Origin of the sequence: Streptomyces narbonensis, assembly GCF_014649015.1 — a bacterium.
Lineage (GTDB): Bacteria > Actinomycetota > Actinomycetes > Streptomycetales > Streptomycetaceae > Streptomyces > Streptomyces narbonensis.
In genome coordinates, this window is the sequence record NZ_BMSF01000006.1 from 181,286 (window position 1) to 199,043 (window position 17,758).

Annotated in this window: 19 protein-coding genes and 1 tRNA gene; 12 read left to right on the plus strand and 8 right to left on the minus strand. The window is 71.8% G+C overall.

The window, feature by feature from the left end; genetic code table 11:
* Positions 1-6: 6 nt before the first annotated feature.
* The 4 genes from IE124_RS13500 to IE124_RS13515 all read left to right on the plus strand — a co-directional run bounded on the left by IE124_RS13500 (position 7) and on the right by IE124_RS13515 (position 1,997).
* Entirely contained in the window at positions 7-606 is a 600-nt protein-coding gene (locus IE124_RS13500; RefSeq protein ID WP_055642974.1) for a 4Fe-4S dicluster domain-containing protein, read from the plus strand.
* A complete protein-coding gene (locus IE124_RS13505; RefSeq protein WP_189507963.1) occupies positions 603-1,262 on the plus strand; it encodes a QcrA and Rieske domain-containing protein in 660 nt (219 codons plus the stop codon). The genes IE124_RS13500 and IE124_RS13505 overlap by 4 nt, the downstream gene beginning before the upstream one ends.
* Positions 1,259-1,675 carry a DUF6755 family protein gene (locus IE124_RS13510; protein ID WP_189507964.1) on the plus strand — a complete coding sequence of 139 codons (417 nt, stop codon included), beginning with the start codon at positions 1,259-1,261 and terminating at the stop codon, positions 1,673-1,675. The genes IE124_RS13505 and IE124_RS13510 overlap by 4 nt, the downstream gene beginning before the upstream one ends.
* 103 nt (positions 1,676-1,778) lie before the next feature.
* Positions 1,779-1,997, plus strand: coding sequence for a hypothetical protein (locus tag IE124_RS13515; RefSeq protein WP_189507965.1), 219 nt, complete (start codon positions 1,779-1,781; stop codon positions 1,995-1,997).
* 19 nt (positions 1,998-2,016) lie between these two features.
* Here IE124_RS13515 and mscL read toward each other — a convergent pair whose 3' ends face one another.
* The 6 genes from mscL to IE124_RS13545 all read right to left on the minus strand — a co-directional run bounded on the left by mscL (position 2,017) and on the right by IE124_RS13545 (position 7,986).
* The gene (gene mscL, locus IE124_RS13520; RefSeq protein ID WP_229832428.1) at positions 2,017-2,592 is read right to left on the minus strand and encodes a large conductance mechanosensitive channel protein MscL; all 576 of its coding nucleotides are present in this window, start codon (positions 2,590-2,592) and stop codon (positions 2,017-2,019) included.
* Between the two features lie 93 nt (positions 2,593-2,685).
* Complete coding sequence (locus IE124_RS34855) at positions 2,686-3,099, minus strand: hypothetical protein (protein WP_306432401.1); 414 nt, start codon at positions 3,097-3,099, stop codon at positions 2,686-2,688.
* Between the two features lie 381 nt (positions 3,100-3,480).
* Positions 3,481-4,326: an S-methyl-5'-thioadenosine phosphorylase gene (locus tag IE124_RS13530; RefSeq protein ID WP_189507966.1), complete on the minus strand. Its 846-nt coding sequence runs from the start codon at positions 4,324-4,326 to the stop codon at positions 3,481-3,483.
* 82 nt (positions 4,327-4,408) lie between these two features.
* Entirely contained in the window at positions 4,409-4,750 is a 342-nt protein-coding gene (locus IE124_RS13535) for an FmdB family zinc ribbon protein (RefSeq protein WP_189507967.1), read from the minus strand.
* A 68-nt stretch (positions 4,751-4,818) separates the two neighbouring features.
* Positions 4,819-6,090 (minus strand): MFS transporter, encoded by a 1,272-nt coding sequence (locus IE124_RS13540; protein WP_189507968.1) that lies wholly within the window; start codon positions 6,088-6,090, stop codon positions 4,819-4,821.
* Positions 6,091-6,342: 252 nt separating this feature from the next.
* Positions 6,343-7,986 (minus strand): potassium/proton antiporter, encoded by a 1,644-nt coding sequence (locus IE124_RS13545; RefSeq protein WP_370468762.1) that lies wholly within the window; start codon positions 7,984-7,986, stop codon positions 6,343-6,345.
* A gap of 259 nt (positions 7,987-8,245) precedes the next feature.
* On the opposite strand from IE124_RS13545, the gene IE124_RS13550 reads away from it, so the two are divergent.
* Positions 8,246-11,017, plus strand: a complete 2,772-nt coding sequence (locus tag IE124_RS13550) for a penicillin acylase family protein (RefSeq protein ID WP_189507969.1) — start codon at positions 8,246-8,248, stop codon at positions 11,015-11,017.
* A 7-nt stretch (positions 11,018-11,024) separates the two neighbouring features.
* Here IE124_RS13550 and IE124_RS13555 read toward each other — a convergent pair whose 3' ends face one another.
* Positions 11,025-11,639 carry a 5-formyltetrahydrofolate cyclo-ligase gene (locus IE124_RS13555; protein WP_189507970.1) on the minus strand — a complete coding sequence of 205 codons (615 nt, stop codon included), beginning with the start codon at positions 11,637-11,639 and terminating at the stop codon, positions 11,025-11,027.
* Between the two features lie 104 nt (positions 11,640-11,743).
* On the opposite strand from IE124_RS13555, the gene galU reads away from it, so the two are divergent.
* The 7 genes from galU to IE124_RS13590 all read left to right on the plus strand — a co-directional run bounded on the left by galU (position 11,744) and on the right by IE124_RS13590 (position 17,135).
* Positions 11,744-12,655, plus strand: coding sequence for a UTP--glucose-1-phosphate uridylyltransferase GalU (gene galU, locus IE124_RS13560; RefSeq protein WP_189507971.1), 912 nt, complete (start codon positions 11,744-11,746; stop codon positions 12,653-12,655).
* A 4-nt stretch (positions 12,656-12,659) separates the two neighbouring features.
* Positions 12,660-14,057, plus strand: coding sequence for a molybdotransferase-like divisome protein Glp (glp, locus tag IE124_RS13565; protein WP_229832430.1), 1,398 nt, complete (start codon positions 12,660-12,662; stop codon positions 14,055-14,057).
* 58 nt (positions 14,058-14,115) lie between these two features.
* Entirely contained in the window at positions 14,116-14,601 is a 486-nt protein-coding gene (moaC, locus tag IE124_RS13570) for a cyclic pyranopterin monophosphate synthase MoaC (protein WP_189507972.1), read from the plus strand.
* 53 nt (positions 14,602-14,654) lie between these two features.
* Positions 14,655-15,173, plus strand: a complete 519-nt coding sequence (locus tag IE124_RS13575) for a MogA/MoaB family molybdenum cofactor biosynthesis protein (RefSeq protein ID WP_189508147.1) — start codon at positions 14,655-14,657, stop codon at positions 15,171-15,173.
* A complete protein-coding gene (locus IE124_RS13580) occupies positions 15,170-15,781 on the plus strand; it encodes a GNAT family N-acetyltransferase (RefSeq protein ID WP_189507973.1) in 612 nt (203 codons plus the stop codon). Before IE124_RS13575 ends, IE124_RS13580 begins: the two co-directional genes overlap by 4 nt.
* A gap of 137 nt (positions 15,782-15,918) precedes the next feature.
* Positions 15,919-16,968, plus strand: a complete 1,050-nt coding sequence (gene sepX / locus IE124_RS13585) for a divisome protein SepX/GlpR (RefSeq protein WP_189507974.1) — start codon at positions 15,919-15,921, stop codon at positions 16,966-16,968.
* A 93-nt stretch (positions 16,969-17,061) separates the two neighbouring features.
* A tRNA-Ala gene (locus IE124_RS13590) sits at positions 17,062-17,135 on the plus strand.
* Between the two features lie 98 nt (positions 17,136-17,233).
* Here IE124_RS13590 and IE124_RS13595 read toward each other — a convergent pair.
* Positions 17,234-17,713 carry a GNAT family N-acetyltransferase gene (locus tag IE124_RS13595; protein ID WP_189507975.1) on the minus strand — a complete coding sequence of 160 codons (480 nt, stop codon included), beginning with the start codon at positions 17,711-17,713 and terminating at the stop codon, positions 17,234-17,236.
* Between the last annotated feature and the right edge of the window lie 45 nt (positions 17,714-17,758).

Consider the following 17,758-nt stretch of genomic DNA (forward strand, 5'->3'; position numbering starts at 1 on the left):
CCGCACATGATGGGCCGCACGATCTTCATCGACCCGGGCCGCTGCATCGGCTGCCAGGCCTGCGTCTCCGCCTGCCGCGAATGCGACTCCCACCGCGGCAAGTCGATGATCCACCTCGACTACCCCGACGAGGGCCACTCCGTCGCCTCCCTCCCCACCGTCTGCATGCACTGCGAGGACCCCGTCGCCCCCTGCGCCGAGGTCTGCCCCGCCGACGCGATCCTCGTCACCGCCGACGGCGTCGTACAGCAGGCCGACACCACCCGCTGCATCGGCTGTGCCAACTGCGTCAACGCCTGCCCCTTCGGCGTCCCCAAGATCGACCTCCAGGCGAAGCTCCAGATGAAGTGCAACCTCTGCTACGACCGCACCGCCTACGGCCTCGCCCCCATGTGCGCCACCGTCTGCCCCACCGGCGCCCTCTTCTACGGAACCCTCGAAGAGCTCCAGGCCGAACGCCCCGGCGTACAGGTCGCCGACTCCTTCACCTTCGGCACGACCACCGTCACCACCGGCGTCGCCATGGTGGTCCCCGCCGACAAGGTCCAGTGGCCGGTGCCGGGCGGCCTGCCCGTCGTCGAGATCAACGGAAGGGACGTCCGATGAGCGTCACCGACCCCCAGCCACCCGCGCCGGACCCCCGTGCCGACGCGGCGCAGGAGGCGCTGCGCGACCGGATCGCCGCCGACTCCCTCACCACCCGACGCGACTACCTGCGGATCGTCGCCACCGTCTCCGGCGGCCTGGCCGTCGGCGGCGTCGCCGTCGCCTCCGGCATCCTGCACCGACACGGCGACAGCGAAGGCGCCCCCGAGCCCAAGAAGGTCGCCGACCGGATCGAACCGGGGGAGTCGCTCGCCTTCCGCTACCCGGGCGACGAGGACCGGGCCATCGCCGTCCGCATGGACGACGGCACCCTCGCCGGCTACTCCGCCGTCTGCACCCACCTCGCCTGCGCCGTGCTGTGGCGCAAGGAGCGGGGGAGCGAAGGAGAGCTGTACTGCCCCTGCCACGAGGGGATCTTCGACGCCCGCACGGGAGAGGTCACCGCCGGCCCGCCGCCGAGGGGGCTGCCGAAGGTGATCCTCATCGAGCAGGTCGACGGCAGCGTCTGGGCGATCGGTACGGCCCGCTCGGGCGAGAGCCTCGTCGAGGGCTTCTGCCGCCAGAACGGCGACGACCGCCCCGGCTGCCCCGGCTTCGGCGCGGGAGGCCCGGCCGGCCCGGCCCCGAAGACGGCCGAGAGGAGTGAGCGGACATGAGCGAGACCCCGTTCCCGAGGGACCCCGGGGCGCCGGAGGCAGCGGGGGCGGCGCCGGAGCCGCCCAGGCCGCCCGCGTACACCCCCGGCAGCGCCCAGCCGCGCCTGAACCGGCCGGTGCACGAGCGCTACCCGCAGATCCGGCCCACCAGCGGCTACGGCGACCCCCGGATCCGGCACACCGGACCGGGCCCCGGAGCCGGTACGGAGCAGGAGCCGGAGCGCTCCTCGAAGCTGTCCGCCCGTCTCACGCTGGCGCTCACGGTCGTCATCGGCCAGCTCTGGGGGCTGACGATCGTGGTGGACGAGTGGATGGCGGGCGACACCGGCACCGCCTGGTGGGGTGCCGGCTTCCTCGTCCTGTCGTTCCTGGTCGTGCTCGGCATCTGGCTCGTCGACCCGAAGGACCGCTGAGCCGACCTCCGCTGATCAGAGCGGTAGGAGGAGCGGTAAGAGGAGCGGTGAGGAGCGGTAAGAGGAGGGGTACGGGGCGGGGGGAGCGGCGTACCCTGAAGGTATGAGCACCGCCCCCGCCCACGGACCGCGAGACGCGAAGCGACCCGGCTCCCGACCCCATTCCGAGAACGCACCGAAGCCGGTACTCGTCTTCGACGATCCGCTGGACCAGCAGTCCGCGGACGACACGGACCGCGGGTGGGGAGAGCGGCCTCAGGGCGGCGACAGCGCCGCCGATCTCGCGCGCTTCCTCGACGAGAAGCCGCCGCACCACCTCTGATCCCGGCGCGCTCCGCCGGTCAGGAGGTGGGGTGCGTCCCCGTGCCACCGCCGGTGCTCGAACCGGTGCCCGGACCGGTGCCGGAACCGGTGGTGCCCGCACCCGCGCCCGTCCCCGTGGAGGGCCCGCGCTGGGCCACGAGGTGGTCGCGGATCTCCTTGAGCACCTCCAGCTCGCTGATCTCCATGGTCTCCGCGACGCCTTCCTTCGCCTTGTCGTGCGCGGCCCGCTTGGCGAGGATCTTGGCCATCGGCAGGACCATCAGGAAGTAGACGACGCCCGCGGTGATCAGGAAGCTCAGCATCGCGCTGAGGACCAGGCCCCACTGGAGCTGGACGCCCTGCACCTCGCCGTTGACCACCGCGCAGCTGCCCTTGATGCAGGACGAGTAGCTCTCCAGGTCCTTCGTGCCGAAGGCACCGACGACCGGGTTGATGATGCCCTTGACGACCGAGTTCACGATGTTGGTGAACGCGGCGCCGATCACGACCGCGACCGCCAGGTCGATCACGTTGCCACGCATCAGGAAGGCCTTGAAGCCTCCGAGCAAGCTTTCCTTCTTCTCGGCCACCAAGGTGCCTTTCGTTCTCGTCATGTGTGCTGTGTGCGGAGCCATTACGCCGTGAACGGCGCAGAGGCGTCCAATCCGTACACACGGACCGGTGACTTGACAGGCAGTCAGTGCGAATCAGCACACCGTCACCGCCAGTTGGGACGTGACACCGGCGCCCGCCAGCGCGGCCGCCGTCGACCGCGGCACGGACAGGACGACGAGTGCCCCTCCGTCCGAACGAGTCTCGCCCGAGCGCGGAACTTCGGCCACTCGGGCGCCCGTCGCGACCACGCGGGCCTCACCGCCGCCGCCCATCGGGGAGTTGGGTGCGGCGATCACGTCGACCCGGTCGCCGGCGCGCAGTAGCCGCACCGTCTCGGCGTCGGCGATCCGCACCGGCGCGGACACCAGCCGGACCGCGACGGCGGCGGGCGGTCGCGCGCGGGGCGTCACGGTGGTGGCGCCGGAAGGCGCTGTGTCCGACCCCGGCCCCGAGCCGGCCCCTGACCCCGCGACGGTCAGCGCGGCCACCGTCAGCGCGAGCAGCACGACCGGCGCCCGCCGCCCCCGCCGCAGCGCCCGGAACGGCCCGCGTCGTGGGCCCCGACCCCGTACCGGCTCGAAGTCCGGCACGACGCACGGCCCCGGCACGGAGGAAGCCGAGAAGGGCGGGAGGGAGGGAAGGGAGGGCGAGGGGAGAAGGGGAGAAGGAAGGAGGGGAGAGGGAAGGAGGGGAGAAGGGGGCGTGCCGGTCGTCGTCATCGCGGGTACCGCCTGTCCTGGTCGGGAGATCGGGAGATCGGGGGATCGGGGGAAGAGCCACGCCCACTCTCCCGGCCCCGCCACATCCCCGCTCCGGCCTGGGGACCACCCGCCGACTGTGGACAACTCCCTCACCCGCAAGGGCGGTTTGAGCAGCCCGCGGGACCTCTACGGCAGCTCGATCCCCAGCTTCCAGCCGTCGTGCGCGTGCGTGCACAGGCAGTCCCGGTCGGCCGTCGCCGGGAGGGTGCCCACCGCGTCGAACAGCACGTCCCGCAGCCGTCCCACGTTCTCCCCGAAGACCCGCATCACCTCGGTGTGCGAGACGCCCTCGCCCGTCTCGGCGCCCGCGTCCAGGTCCGTGACCAGCGCGAGCGAGGTGTAGCAGAGGCCCAGCTCGCGGGCGAGGACCGCCTCGGGGTGCCCCGTCATCCCGACGACCGACCAGCCGGCGGCGGCGTGCCACCGCGACTCGGCCCGGGTGGAGAAGCGGGGCCCTTCGACCACGACCATCGTGCCGCCGTCCACCGGCTCCCAGCCCCGCCCCCGGGCGGCCTTGACCGCGACCCGGCGCCCGTCGGGGCAGTACGGGTCGGCGAAGGTCACGTGGACGACGTTCGGTACGGCTCCGTCGGCCCGCGGCTCCCCGTCGAAGTACGTCTGCGCCCGGGTCTTCGTCCGGTCGACGAGCTGGTCCGGCACGACGAGGGTGCCCGGGCCGTACTCCTCGCGGAGCCCGCCGACGGCGCAGGGCCCGAGGACCTGCCGGACGCCCACGGAGCGCAGCGCCCAGAGGTTGGCGCGGTAGTTGATCCGGTGCGGAGGGACGGTGTGGCCGCGGCCGTGACGGGGGAGGAAGGCGACCCGTCGGCCGGCGATCTCGCCGAGGAAGAGGGAGTCACTCGGGCTGCCGTACGGGGTGTCCACGGACACCTCCGTGACGTCCTCCAGGAAGGAGTAGAAGCCGGAGCCGCCGATCACACCGATGTCCGCGTACGCATCATGGGTCGCCATGACGGTCACCCTACGGGCGGGGTGGGGAAACGCCGAGGGCCCCGTCGCCGTGCGGCGACGGGGCCCTCGGTGAGGAACCGGATCAGGCGGCCGAGGTCGAGCTCCCGGCGCTCGACGACGAAGACGAGGACGACGCGGTGGCGGTCGAGCTCGACGCGGCCGGCTTCGCGTCCGACGTCGAGGACGACGAGGACGAAGACGACGGGGTCGAGGACTTCGACGAGGCCGGCGAGCTGCTGGACGACGAGCCGCGGCTGTCGTTCCGGTAGAAGCCGGAGCCCTTGAAGACGATGCCGACGGCCGAGAACACCTTCTTCAGGCGTCCCTTGCAGCTGGGGCATTCGGTCAGCGCGTCATCGGTGAACTTCTGCACCGCCTCGAGGCCTTCGCCGCACTCGGTGCACTGGTACTGGTAGGTCGGCACTTGACTTCCTCCTGGCACTCACACTCATCGAGTGCTAACGACGATCCATACTGACGTATTCCGTGGGATCAGTCCACCGCCACCGGCACGCGGTGACCGATACCACGTGCCGCGACCCGGCTGGTCTCGCGCGGCTTCAGCCGCGACCGGAGGGCGAGGAGCGTGCCCAGGGCGAGGACGGTGCCGGCCATCGGGACCAGGAATCCGGCGCTGGATCCCTGGGAGTCGGCGAGGCGGCCGGCGATCGTGACGGCCGCGGCCTGGCCGAGCGCGACGGCGCCGGTGAGCCAGGTGAAGGCCTCGGTACGGGCCGACGCCGGGATCAGGGTCTCGACGATGGTGTAGCCGGTGATCAGGGCGGGGGCGATGCACAGACCCACGACCAGGCCCAGGGCGCCGAGGAGGAGCACCGAGTGCGCGGTCCACAGCAGGGAGGCCGCGACCGTGAGGCCGGCGTAGCCGAGGATCAGGCGGCGGCGGGGCCCGGTCTTCCAGGCCACGGCGCCCATCGCGATGCCCGCGAGCATGTTGCCGGCGGCGAAGATCCCGTACAGCAGGCCGTTGGCGCCGGGGTTGCCGATCTCCTCGGTGAAGGCGGTCAGGGAGACCTGCATGCCGCCGAAGACGGAACCGATGCCGAGGAAGGCGACGATCAGGACGCGGACGCCGGGGATGGAGAGGGCCGAGCGGTGGGGCTCGGAGGCGGCGGCCGCGGAGATCCCGTACGCGGGCTGGGTGGCGCGCTGCGCGGCGAAGAACAGGCCGCCGACGAGGGTGAGGGCGGCCTCGGCGATCAGGCCGGCGGCCGGGTGGATGCCGGTGCACAGGGCGGTCGCGAGGACGGGTCCGACGACGAAGGTGAACTCGTCGGTCACGGACTCGAAGGCCGCGGCCGTCGGCATCAGCGGGGTGCCGTCCAGCTTCGCCGCCCAGCGGGCCCGGACCATCGGTCCGACCTGGGGCACGGACGCGCCGGCGGGCACGGCGGCCAGGAACAGCGCCCACAGCGGGGCGCCGCTCAGGGCGAGCACGACCAGCAGGGAGACGGACGCGGTGTGGACGAGGACGCCGGGGAGCAGGACGGCGCGCTGGCCGAAGCGGTCGGCGAGCTTGCCGCTCTGCGGCGCGAAGAGCGCCATGGAGACACCGGTGACGGCGGCGACCGCGCCGGCGCTGCCGAAGGAGCCGGTGGTGTGCTGGACGAGCAGGACGATGCCGATGGTCAGCATCGCGAAGGGCTGCCGGGCGGCGAAGCCGGGGAGCAGGAAGGACAGCGCACCGGGAGTGCGCAGCAGCTGCCCGTAGCCGGGCCGCTTGTCCGAGATGACCGTGGACGCCACGGTCCTGGCCTTTCTGCCGCCTGGTAGCGCGCCCCCGGCACTGTGGTGCGGGTGTCGCCGAGAGCTGTCCTCATGCGCGTTACTGCGGTAGATACCGGGCCGGCCCCACTGCGGAGGGGCGCCACGGCCGCCATACGGTCGCGCCAGCTCTGCGTCAGGCAGAGTTGGTTCGATCAGGTGTGCCTTCATGGTACAGGGAAGAGCATCTTCCCGCCTGGGAAAACGCTCCCGCACCCGAAATAATGCCTGCGATTAACCGGAAGTTTTCTTCCGTCCGCCGGATTGTCCGCCGGATTGTCCGCCTGATTGTCCGCCGGTTCGTCCGCCGGTTCGTCCGCCCGGCTGCCGACCGGTCTGGCCGTCGGTCCCTGCCCCGGTCTGTCCGCCGGAGTGTCCGCCCGGCAGGTGGAACCGCATCGCCGTCCCGCCAGTGGTCGTCGACAGCTCCTTGCCGCCGCCCGTGCCGAGCCAGCCGGCGAGCTTGCCGCCCTGGCCGACGGCCCGCAGGCGCCGCTCCGTGGCGTCCCGCACGGGGTCGGTCGCGACGACGAGCAGCTCGTCGCCGCGGCGCAGGACGGTCGCGGGGCCCGGGACGAAGCTCTTGTCCTCGCGTACGACGAGGGTGACCGCCGCCCCGGCCGGGAGCCGCAGCTCCGCGACCTCGACGCCGTGCATCCGCGATCCCTCGGGGATGGCGACGGAGAGCAGGTGTCCGCGCAGCCGCTCCAGCGGCGCGGACTCGACGCCGAGGTCGGCGGCCTCGGACGAGTCGCCCAGCTTCAGCGCCCTGGCCAGCCAGGGCAGCGTCGGCCCCTGGACCAGGGTGTAGACGACGACGAGGACGAAGACGATGTTGAAGACCCGCTCGCTGCCCTCGATCTGCGACACCATCGGGATGGTGGCGAGGATGATGGGGACGGCTCCGCGCAGGCCGGCCCAGGACATGAGGGCCTGCTCCTGCCACGGGATCCGGAAGGGCGCCAGGCTGACGAGGACCTCCATCGGCCGCGCGACCATCGTCAGGACGAGGCCGATGACGACGGCGGGCCAGAAGTCGTGGACGAGCTCGTGCGGGGTGACGAGCAGGCCGAGCAGGACGAACATGCCGATCTGGGCGATCCAGCCGAGTCCCTCGGCGAAGCCGCGGTTGGCGGGCGCGTGGGGCAGCTTGGCGTTGCCGAGGATCATCGCGGCCAGGTAGACGGCGAGGAAGCCGGATCCGTGGGCCAGGGCGCCGGCCGCGTACGCCACGACCGCGATGGCCATGACGGCGATCGGGTAGAGGCCGGAGGCGGGCAGGGCGACGTGCCGGAGGCCGTACGCGCCGAGGAAGCCGACGGCGAGACCGACGGCGACGCCGATCGCGAGCTCCAGGGCGATCGTGCCGACGAGGACGTACCAGGCGTCGACGGGTCCCGCGGTGGAGAAGGCGACGACGAGGATGACGACGGGGGCGTCGTTGAAGCCGGACTCGGCCTCCAGGACACCGGTGACCCGGGACGGCAGCGGCACCTTGCGCAGCACGGAGAAGACCGCGGCGGCGTCGGTGGAGGAGACGACGGCGCCGATGATCAGCGCCTGCTGCCATTCCAGGCCGACGAGGTAGTGGGCGGCCGTGGCCGTGATGCCGACGCTGACGGCGACCCCGACGGTGGAGAGGACGGTGGCGGCCGGCAGGGCCGGCTTGATCTCCTTCCACTTCGTGCCGAGGCCGCCCTCGGCGAGGATCACGACGAGGGCCGCGTAGCCGATGACCTGCGTCAGTTCCGCGTTGTCGAAGGCGACGTTGCCGATGCCGTCCTGCCCTATCGCGACACCGATCCCGAGGTAGAGCAGCAGGCTGGGGAGCCCGCTCCGCGACGAGATCCGCACGGCCGCGACGGCGATCAGCAACACCAGCGAGCAGATGAGCAGAAGTTCGTTGAGCTCGTGGACAGTCAGTGGCCGTTCCTTCCCCTCGCATGCAGCTGGATCGTTCCTCCAGCGGCCGACACTTCGTTACCTTACCTAATCTTTAACGTTTTCTTGACGCCTTCTTTGCGTCGGCCCGCTCATCAGTACGGTTCTCTTCCTGACACCGAGTCCGGGCCCTCCGGACGCTGCGCCTAAGGTTGCACCCGTACTCCAGGACCACCCTGCCCCTCGAAGGACAGCGATGCCCTCCAACACGACCGCGCCCCCGGGCAAGAAGACCGCCAAGAAGAAAGGGCGGCGCGCCCGTCTGTTCCTCCTCGTCCTGGTCCTCGCACTGGTCGCGGGCATCGGATTCGGCGGGTACTGGGGTGTCAGCACCGTCCGGGCCTCGTTCCCGCAGACCACCGGCGAGATCCGGCTCGACAGCCTCTCCGCCGACGTCGAGGTCAAACGCGACGCGAACGGCGTCCCGCAGATCTACGCGGACAACGAGACGGACCTCTTCCGCGCCCAGGGCTACGTCCAGGCACAGGACCGCTTCTACGAGATGGACGTCCGCCGGCACGTGACCGCGGGCCGCCTCTCCGAGATGTTCGGCGAGAGCCAGGTCGAGACGGACTCCTTCCTGCGCACGCTCGGCTGGCGCCGGGTCGCGCAGCAGGAGTACGACACGGTGCTGTCGGCCGAGACGAAGAAGTACCTCAAGGCCTATGCGGAGGGCGTCAACGCCTACCTGAAGGACCGGGCCCCGAAGGACATCTCCGTCGAGTACGCGGCCCTGTCCTTCACCAACGACTACACGATCGAGCCGTGGACCCCGGTCGACTCGGTGGCCTGGCTCAAGGCCATGGCCTGGGACCTGCGCGGCAACATGCAGGACGAGATCGACCGCTCGCTGATGACGAGCCGGATGAGCGCGAGCCAGATCAAGCAGCTCTACCCGGAGTACCCGTACGCGCTGCACCAGCCGATCCTCGACAAGGGTGCCGTCGACGAGACCACCGGGAAGTTCGACCCGGCGGCCGACGCCACCGAGGGCGACGGGGCGACGACCGGTGACACCCCGGGCACCGGCCCCGGCGGTTCCGGTTCCGGTTCCTCCTCCGGCGGCGGCGGCGTGGACGCCCAGCTCGGCGCGCTCTCCGAGGTGCTCGACGGCATCCCGGCGCTCCTCGGCCCCAACGGCAACGGCATCGGCTCGAACTCCTGGGTCGTCGCCGGCGACAAGACGACCTCGGGCAAGCCGCTCCTGGCCAACGACCCGCACCTCTCGCCGCAGCTGCCGTCCCTCTGGTACCAGATGGGCCTGCACTGCCGCTCGGTCTCCGCGACGTGCCGCTACGACGTCGCCGGCTACACCTTCTCCGGCATGCCCGGCGTGATCATCGGCCACAACGACAAGATCGCCTGGGGTCTCACCAACCTCGGGGCCGACGTCACCGACCTCTACCTGGAGAAGATCGGCCCGGACGGCTACCTCGTCGACGGCAGGACCAAGCCGTTCACGACCCGCGAAGAGGTCATCAAGGTCGCCGGGGGCGAAGACCGCAAGATCACGGTCCGCTCCACCGAGCGCGGCCCGCTCGTCTCCGACCGCTCCTCCGAGCTGGAGACGGTCGGCCAGAAGGCCCCCGTCGGCAACGCCGCCCCCGACCGCGGCACCGGCTACGGCGTCTCCCTCCAGTGGACGGCGCTCCAGCCCGGCAAGTCGATGGACGCGATCTTCGCGCTCGACCGCGCCAAGGACTTCACCACCTTCCGGGCCGCGGCCAAGAACTTCGAGGTCCCGTCCCAGAACCTGATCTACGCCGACACCGAGGGCCACATCGGCTACCAGTCCCCGGGCAAGATCCCGCAGCGCACCAAGGGCGACGGCGCGCTCCCGGCGCCGGGCTGGGACTCCACGTACAAGTGGAAGGGGTACATCCCCTTCGAGCAGCTGCCGTACGAGTTCGACCCGGCGCGCGGCTACATCGTCACCGCCAACCAGGCCGTGATCGACCAGAAGACCTACCCCGACCTGCTCACCAAGGACTGGGGCTACGGCTCGCGCAGCCAGCGGATCAACGACCTCATCGAGTCGAAGACCAAGGACGGCGGCAAGATCTCGCCGGACGACATGCGGACCATGCAGACGGACAACCGCAGCGAGATCGCGACGCTGCTCAACCCGCTCCTGCTGAAGGTCGACATCTCCGACCCGTACGTCCGCGAGGCGCAGAAGCTGCTGGAGGGCTGGGACTACACCCAGGAGCCCGACTCGGCCGCCGCCGCCTACTTCAACGCGGTCTGGCGCAACGTCCTGAAGCTCGCCTTCGGCGACAAGCTGCCCAAGGAGCTGCGCGCCGAGGGCGACTGCATCAACGTGCTCCCGGCGGAGGCCACCGGACCGGTCGACGAGCAGAACAAGCTCGTCCGCGAGTGCGGCGAGCGCGATGCCGACTCGGCGCAGCCGGACGGCGGCGACCGCTGGTACGAGGTGGTCCGCCCGCTGCTCAAGCAGGAGAAGAGCGAGTGGTGGACGACCCCGGGCAACCGCATGGACGCGGCCACCGAGACCCGTGACCAGCTGCTCGCCCGGGCCATGAAGGACGCCCGTTGGGAGCTGACCGCCAAGCTCGGCAAGGACATCTCCACCTGGAGCTGGGGCCGGCTGCACCAGCTGACCCTGAAGAACCAGACCCTCGGCACCGCCGGACCCGGCGCAGTGCAGCAGCTCCTCAACCGCGGCCCGTGGAACCTGGGCGGCGGCGAGGCGGCGGTCGACGCGACCGGCTGGAACGCGGCCGGCGGCTACGAGGTCATCTGGGTGCCGTCGATGCGGATGGTGGTCAACGTCGGCGACTGGGACAAGTCCCGGTGGGTCAACCTGACCGGCGCCTCCGGTCACGCCTTCCACACGAACTACACCGACCAGACGGACACCTGGGCGAAGGGCGAGCTGTACGACTGGGCCTACGGCAAGGCGGCCGTCGACGCGGCGGCGAAGGACACGCTGGTCCTCAAGCCCTGATCCCTGGTCAGGCGGTACGGAAGCGGGTGACCCCGGCCGGGGTCACCACGGCGTGCACGGGGTGGTCGTGCGGTTCCTCCGGGACCCGGGCGACCACCTCGTCCGCGTACAGGAGCACCACGAGTGCGGGGTCCTTGCCCGCCCGCGCCAGCCGGGCGAGGACCCGGTCGTAGGAGCCGCCGCCCCGCCCGAGCCGCATCCCGCGCCCGTCGACCGCGAGCCCCGGCAGCAGGACGGCGTCGGCGGCGCAGACGGCCTCGGGTCCGAGGCGGGGGCCGACCGGTTCGAGGAGTCCGCGGCCGGCCTTGGCGAGCCGCTCCGGATGCTCCGGACCTTCGTACGAGGCCCAGTCCAGGTCGTTGTCGGCCAGGAGTACGGGGAGCAGGACCCGCACCCCGCGCGCGTGCAGGGCGTCGAGCAGCGCGCGGGTGCCCGGCTCGCGGCCCACGGACACGTAGGCGGCGACGGTGGACGCCTCGGCGAGCTCGGCCAGTTCCACTCCGTGGCGGGCGAGGGCCGCGGCAGCCTCCGCGCGGGACTCGGCGCTCAGGGCGGCGCGGGCGGCCAGAAGTCGACTGCGCAGCAGGGGCTTTTCGGGCGAATCGGATGTCTCGGATGTCATCGGTGCCTCATCGGAATTCACGAAAGTCTTGTAACTGCCTTTATGTGCATGAAGTTAATCGAAGCCACATCTTTCTCTCATTCCGAACGACTAAGGTGCACCCCATGAATCAGTCGCTCCCCAGGCTCGGCCGGATCAGCAAGGCTGTCATCCCGGCCGCGGGCCTCGGCACCCGCTTCCTCCCGGCCACCAAGGCGACGCCGAAGGAGATGCTGCCGGTCGTCGACAAACCGGCGATCCAGTACGTCGTCGAGGAGGCCGCCGCGGCCGGTCTCTCGGACGTTCTGATGATCACCGGCCGCAACAAGCGTCCTCTTGAGGACCACTTCGACCGGAACTACGAGCTGGAGGAAGCTCTGACCCGGAAGGGCGACGACGAGCGCCTCTCCAAGGTCCAGGAGTCCAGCGACCTCGCCACCATGCACTACGTGCGCCAGGGTGCCCCGCGCGGCCTCGGGCACGCGGTGCTCTGCGCGGCCCCGCACGTCGGCGACCAGCCCTTCGCCGTGCTCCTCGGCGACGACCTGATCGACCCCCGCGACCCGCTCCTCGCCCGGATGGTGGAGGTCCAGGAGCGCGAGGGCGGCAGCGTGATCGCGCTGATGGAGGTCGAGCCCTCGCAGATCCACCAGTACGGCTGTGCGGCCGTCGAGGCGACCGCCGACGCGGACGTCGTGCGGGTCACGGACCTGGTCGAGAAGCCGGAGCCGGCGGAGGCGCCGAGCAACTACGCGATCATCGGCCGCTACGTCCTGGATCCGGCCGTCTTCGGGACGCTGCGGGAGACCGAGCCGGGCCGCGGCGGGGAGATCCAGCTGACCGACGCCCTGCAGAAGCTCGCCGCCGACGAGAAGATCGGCGGGCCGGTGCACGGTGTCGTGTTCAAGGGCCGCCGCTATGACACCGGTGACCGCGGGGACTATCTGCGTGCCATTGTCAGACTCGCGTGCGAACGTGAAGATCTGGGACCGGACTTCCGGGACTGGCTCCGGAGGTATGTCAGCGAGGAGATGTAGGACCTTGAGCAGCAGCGCGGCACCGTCGCCGTCCGACGACCACGGCGACGCCCACGGCCACGAGCACGGTCATGGCCACGAGCACGGCCCCGAGGGCGCCCCGGCGGACCCCTGCGAGGGGCCGGTCCGAGGCCTGTGGTCGGTGGACGAGCACCTCGCCGACATCCTCGCGACGGTCGGCCCGCTCGAACCCATCGAGCTCCAACTGCTCGACGCGCAGGGCTGCGTCCTCGTCGAGGACGTGACGGTCCCGGTCGCACTGCCGCCCTTCGACAACAGCTCCATGGACGGGTACGCGGTGCGGGTCGCCGATGTCGCCGGTGCCACCGAGGAGTTCCCCGCCGTCCTCACGGTCATCGGGGACGTCGCCGCCGGTGACGGCGGGCTGCCCACCGTCGGCCCCGGGGAGGCCGCCCGGATCATGACGGGCGCCCCGCTGCCGCCCGGCGCCGAGGCAGTGGTCCCCGTCGAGTGGACCGACGGCGGTACGGGCGGGGGCGCGGCCACCGGCATGCGCGCCGCGAGCGCCGCGCCGGAGGGGGCGGGCGGCGAGGTGCGGGTGCACCGCGCGGCCGAGGACCGCGCGCACGTCCGCGCGCAGGGCAGCGACGTACGGGCCGGGGAGCTGGCGCTCGCGGCGGGCACGGTCCTGGGGCCGCCGCAGATCGGGCTGCTCGCGGCGATCGGCCGGGGCACCGTGCGGGTCAGGCCGCGCCCCCGGGTGGTCGTGATCTCCACGGGCAGCGAGCTGGTCCAGCCCGGCGAGCCGCTTGGCGAGGGCCAGATCCACGACTCCAACAGCTTCGCGCTGGCCGCCGCCGCGCGGGACGCCGGCGCCCTCGCCTACCGGGTGGGCGCCGTCACCGACGACGCCGAGACCCTGCGGGCCACGATCGAGGACCAGCTCATCCGGGCGGACCTGATCGTGACGACGGGCGGGGTGAGCGTCGGCGCGTACGACGTGGTGAAGGAGGCGCTGACCGCCGAGGGTCAGGTCGACTTCCGGAAGCTGGCGATGCAGCCGGGCAAGCCGCAGGGCTTCGGCGCGATCGGCGAGGAGCAGATCCCGCTGCTCGCGCTGCCGGGCAACCCGGTGTCCTCGTACGTCTCCTTCGAGCTGTTCGTGCGGCCCGCGATCCGGGCCCTGATGGGTGTGGAGGACCTGCACAGGCCGACGGTCCGGGCGGTCCTCGCCGCCGACAAGGCGCTGTCGTCCCCGGCCGGCCGCCGTCAGTTCCTCCGCGGCACGTACGACCCGGAGGCGGGCACCGTCACTCCCGTGGGGGGTGCCGGCTCGCATCTCGTCGCGGCCCTCGCGCACGCGGACTGCCTGCTCGTGGTCCCGGAGGAGGCGGAGGGCGTGGAGCCGGGCAGCGAGCTGGAAGTGGTCCTCCTCGGCTGAGGGGGCGAGGGTGGGGGTACGGTGTCGTCCCCATACAGCGACCGGGAGTGTCACGGCCATGAGCACGCAGCAAGGTCTCACCCACATCGACGAGGCGGGTGCGGCCCGCATGGTCGACGTCTCCGCGAAGGACGTCACGGCCCGCACCGCGCGGGCCAGCGGGCGGGTCCTCGTGTCGCCGCGCGTGATCGAGCTGCTGCGCGGCGAGGGGGTCCCGAAGGGCGACGCGCTCGCGACGGCCCGGATCGCCGGGATCATGGGCGCGAAGAAGACCCCCGACCTGATCCCGCTCTGCCATCCGCTCGCGGTTTCGGGCGTCACCCTGGACCTGGCGGTCACGGACGAGGCGGTCGAGATCCTGGCGACGGTGAAGACCACGGACCGCACGGGCGTCGAGATGGAGGCCCTGACGGCGGTCTCGGTGGCGGCCCTGACGGTCGTCGACATGATCAAGGCGGTCGACAAGGGCGCGGTCATCTCCGACGTACGGGTGGAGGAGAAGACGGGCGGCAAGTCGGGCCACTGGACGCGGAGCGACTCGTGACGCGCGAGGGCCGGGTGACGGGCGGGCACGAGCACGGCACGCGCGAGGGCCGGGTGCCGGGCGGGCACGAGCACGACGCCTCGCCCTCCCCGTACCGGGCGCTGGTCGTCACCGCCTCGAACCGGGCGTCCGCCGGGGTCTACGAGGACAAGGGCGGCCCGCTGATCGCCGCGGGCCTGACCGCTCTGGGCTTCGCGGTGGAGGGCCCGCAGGTCGTCCCGGACGGGGCGCCGGTCGAGGCCGCGCTGCGGGCCGGGGTCGAGGCGGGGTACGACGCGATCGTCACGACCGGGGGTACGGGCATCTCGCCCACCGACGAGACCCCCGAGGCGACCCGCCGGGTCCTGGACCGCGAGATCCCGGGCATCCCGGAGGCGATCCGCGCGTACGGCCGGGAGAAGGTGCCGACGGCGGCGCTCTCGCGGGGTCTCGCCGGTGTCGCGGGCGGCACGCTGATCGTGAACCTGCCCGGGTCCCCGGGCGGGGTCAAGGACGGCCTGGCCGTCCTGGAGCCGCTGCTGGTCCACGCCGTCGACCAGATCCGCGGCGGCGACCACCCGAGAACGTCATGATCCCGTCCTGGCCCGTGGTCCTCGTGGACGGGGACGTCGTCCTCCGCCCGATAAAGATGAGCGACCAGGCGGCCTGGCGCGAGGTGAACCGGCGCAACCGCGAGTGGCTGCGGCCCTGGGAGGCGACGGTTCCGCCTCCGGCGCCGAGCGGCCCGGTCGCGCAGCGGCCGACGTACCGTCAGATGGTCCGCCATCTGCGGTCGGAGGCGAAGGCGGGCCGGATGCTGCCGTTCGTCATCGAGTACCAGGGGCGTCTCGTCGGGCAGTTGACGGTGGCCGGGATCACCTGGGGCTCGATGTGCTCGGGGCACGTGGGCTACTGGGTGGACAGCGAGGTGGCCGGGCGCGGGGTGATGCCGACGGCGGTCGCGCTCGCCGTCGACCACTGCTTCCGCGCGGTCGGACTGCACCGGATGGAGGTGTGCATCCGCCCGGAGAACGGCCCTTCGCGCCGGGTCGTCGAGAAGCTCGGCTTCCGCGAGGAGGGGATGCGGCCCCGCTATCTCCACATCGACGGCGCGTGGCGGGACCATCTGGTCTTCGCGATGACGGTGGAAGAGGTGCCGGAGGGATTGCTGAGGCGTTGGCGACAGGCAAGAATAAAATAAGTGTTCGAATTCAATCGGTAGTTGGAACGCAAACGATCTGAACAATCACAAAAAAGTTCAGTGATATCAGCCAGATCGTGCGACACACCGGGCCAATTGGCCGATGCCCTCCCGTGAACCCCTCTACCGTGTGAGGCGTGAGCAGCAGCGGCCTCATCTACGCAGTCATCGTCGGGGCCTGGGCCGCCTACTTGGTGCCGATGTGGCTCCGCAGGCAGGACGAGCTGAACGAAGCCCGTCCGACGGAACGCTTCAGCACCGCCATCCGGCTGCTGTCCGGACGGGCGGGAATGGAGCGCCGGTACGCCAAGGAGCTGAAGGAGCGGGACCGTACGGCGGAGGGACCGACGCCCGACGTGGACCCGGACGCGGCGACCGAGCATTTGAGCTCGGTCGACGTCCGGGCCTTTTCCGCGCCCGCGGCCAGGACCGAGGCGCGCCTCGAACTCCCGGAGCCCGAGCCGGAACCCGCACCGGAACCGGCCCCCGCGCCGGCCCGCCCCGCCACGAGCGGCGCGGCGGCCGAGCGGGCCCGGCGGGGCAAGGTCCTCGCCCGGCGCCGGCGCACCACGACGCTCCTCTTCGCCGGGTTCACCCTCGGCGCGGTCGTCGCGGCCGTCGGCGGCGTCGCCTTCCTCTGGGTGCCCGCGGTCCCGGCGCTGCTCCTGAGCGCGTACATCGTGCACCTGCGGGTCCAGGAGCGTCGCCGCTTCGTGTACGTGATGGACCGGCGCCGCGCGGAAGCGGCGGCGGCCCGGCTGCGCGAGAGCCGGCGCCCCGCCCCGACGCCCGAGCCGGAGGCCGACCAGGCCCCGGTCTCGACGCCGCCCGTGTCCCCGCAGGAGGCGGGCCGCCGCGCCCTGGTCGAGCAGACGGACCACGCGGAGTGGGTGGACCAGCAGCGCGAGCGCGGCCCGGCCCGCGGTGACAGCTGGGAGCCGGTCCCGGTCCCGCTCCCCACGTACGTCACGGCGCCGGTCGCGCCGCGGGCGTCGAGCGGCGTCGACATCACGGACCCGGAGACCTGGAGCGCGGCCCGCTCCTCCACGGCCGCCGACCCGGCCCCGGCACCGTCCCCGGCCCCCCGTCGCCGGGCCACCCCGCCCCGCCGCGGCCGCGACGACGGCCGCACCCCCCTCTTCGACCAGTACGCGGAGGACGACCGCCCCCGGGCGGCCAACGAGTGACCCCGCCGGGGGCTCGCGACGGCCCCCGGTGACCTGCGGCGGAACGGATTTTTGCGTGAGCCGGTCGGGATGCTAATGTTTCACACGTCGCAAGGGCCTGTGGCGCAGTCTGGTAGCGCACCTCGTTCGCATCGAGGGGGTCTGGGGTTCAAATCCCCACAGGTCCACAGACACAGAGGATCCCGTCCGATCGTAAGATCGGGCGGGATCCTCTCTTTTGTGTGGTTGGTGGACCCGGCCGCCCTCCCCCGGGAGCGGCGAAGGGTCAGGCGAGGTTCTTCGCGAAGCAGCGGCTGTTGGGGTAGTCGCGGTAGTGGCCGAACTTGGTGCAGGGTTCGTAGCCGCTGGAGGTGTAGAGGGCTATCGCCTCCGGCTGGGCCGTGCCCGTTTCCAGGACCATGCGGGTGCGGCCGGCCGTGCGGGCGTCGGCCTCCAGGAGAGCGAGGAAGCGGCGGGCCAGGCCCAGGCCGCGGGCCTCCGGGACCACGAACATGCGCTTCAGTTCGGCGTCGCCGTCCGCGTAGCCCTCGTCGTTCTCGTCCTGGGTGCGCCAGCCGCCCGTGGCGACCGGGCGGCCCTCCGTGTCGTAGGCCAGGAGGTACAGGCCCAGCGGGGGGACGAACATCGCGGCGTCCAGCGGTGTGGCGTCGCCCTCGTCGCCGTAGCGGGCGGCGTATTCGAGCTGCACCGCGTCGTTGAGCTTGACGGCGTCGGGGTGGTCGAAAGGCGTGGGCTGGATGTTCATGCGATTCATCGTACATGTATGCATGGTGAGGGTGTCGGTATTCTC

Bases quoted from the DNA above. Each gene is read 5' to 3' on its own strand.
- IE124_RS13500 (WP_055642974.1), top strand. From the start codon at position 7: ATGATGGGCCGCACGATCTTCATCGACCCGGGCCGCTGCATCGGCTGC.
- IE124_RS13505 (WP_189507963.1), top strand. From the start codon at position 603: ATGAGCGTCACCGACCCCCAGCCACCCGCGCCGGACCCCCGTGCCGAC.
- IE124_RS13510 (WP_189507964.1), top strand. From the start codon at position 1,259: ATGAGCGAGACCCCGTTCCCGAGGGACCCCGGGGCGCCGGAGGCAGCG.
- IE124_RS13515 (WP_189507965.1), top strand. From the start codon at position 1,779: ATGAGCACCGCCCCCGCCCACGGACCGCGAGACGCGAAGCGACCCGGC.
- mscL (WP_229832428.1), bottom strand. From the start codon at position 2,592: ATGACGAGAACGAAAGGCACCTTGGTGGCCGAGAAGAAGGAAAGCTTG.
- IE124_RS13530 (WP_189507966.1), bottom strand. From the start codon at position 4,326: ATGGCGACCCATGATGCGTACGCGGACATCGGTGTGATCGGCGGCTCC.
- IE124_RS13550 (WP_189507969.1), top strand. From the start codon at position 8,246: ATGCCCTCCAACACGACCGCGCCCCCGGGCAAGAAGACCGCCAAGAAG.
- IE124_RS13555 (WP_189507970.1), bottom strand. From the start codon at position 11,639: ATGACATCCGAGACATCCGATTCGCCCGAAAAGCCCCTGCTGCGCAGT.
- galU (WP_189507971.1), top strand. From the start codon at position 11,744: ATGAATCAGTCGCTCCCCAGGCTCGGCCGGATCAGCAAGGCTGTCATC.
- moaC (WP_189507972.1), top strand. From the start codon at position 14,116: ATGAGCACGCAGCAAGGTCTCACCCACATCGACGAGGCGGGTGCGGCC.
- IE124_RS13580 (WP_189507973.1), top strand. From the start codon at position 15,170: ATGATCCCGTCCTGGCCCGTGGTCCTCGTGGACGGGGACGTCGTCCTC.
- IE124_RS13595 (WP_189507975.1), bottom strand. From the start codon at position 17,713: ATGAACATCCAGCCCACGCCTTTCGACCACCCCGACGCCGTCAAGCTC.